The 331-nt window shown below is 66.8% G+C and carries 1 protein-coding gene; it reads right to left on the bottom strand.

Features of this window, described 5'->3' with window-relative positions:
- Positions 1–280, bottom strand: a 280-nt coding sequence (locus tag AC5RUQ_RS20950) for a hypothetical protein (protein WP_493949186.1), incomplete at its 3' end; no start/stop codon positions are given.
- Between the last annotated feature and the right edge of the window lie 51 nt (positions 281–331).

Below are 331 nucleotides of genomic sequence, written 5' to 3'. Positions count from 1 at the left end.
GACTGAACGGGTCGCCACGCTGGGGTGACTTCGCAACAAGGGGCTGATCAGGACTGGAAGGGCGCGCCGACGGGAGGGGCGCCGATGCATGCCCCGCTACAAGAAGGGGTTCAGCCGCGTCGGCCGTGGGCAGGCCGGAAACGGCCCGCAGCCGGCCCGCAAAACCCTGGCCGGGGCCGCCGTCGGACGCCTCTAAGCCCCGGGAGGAGATGCTGCCAGCCCGGGTCAGCACAGCGGTAGAACCGCCGTACTCCGCAAGCTGATCCCCACTGGCTTCCATAGGACAACTCTGCCAAAGACCACTGACAAAAGTGCCAGCCAAAGACGCTAT

This window comes from Arthrobacter sp. MDT2-3 (assembly GCF_059090465.1).
Note: the sequence above shows the minus strand (reverse complement) of the source record. Positions and strands in the feature narration are given on the sequence as shown.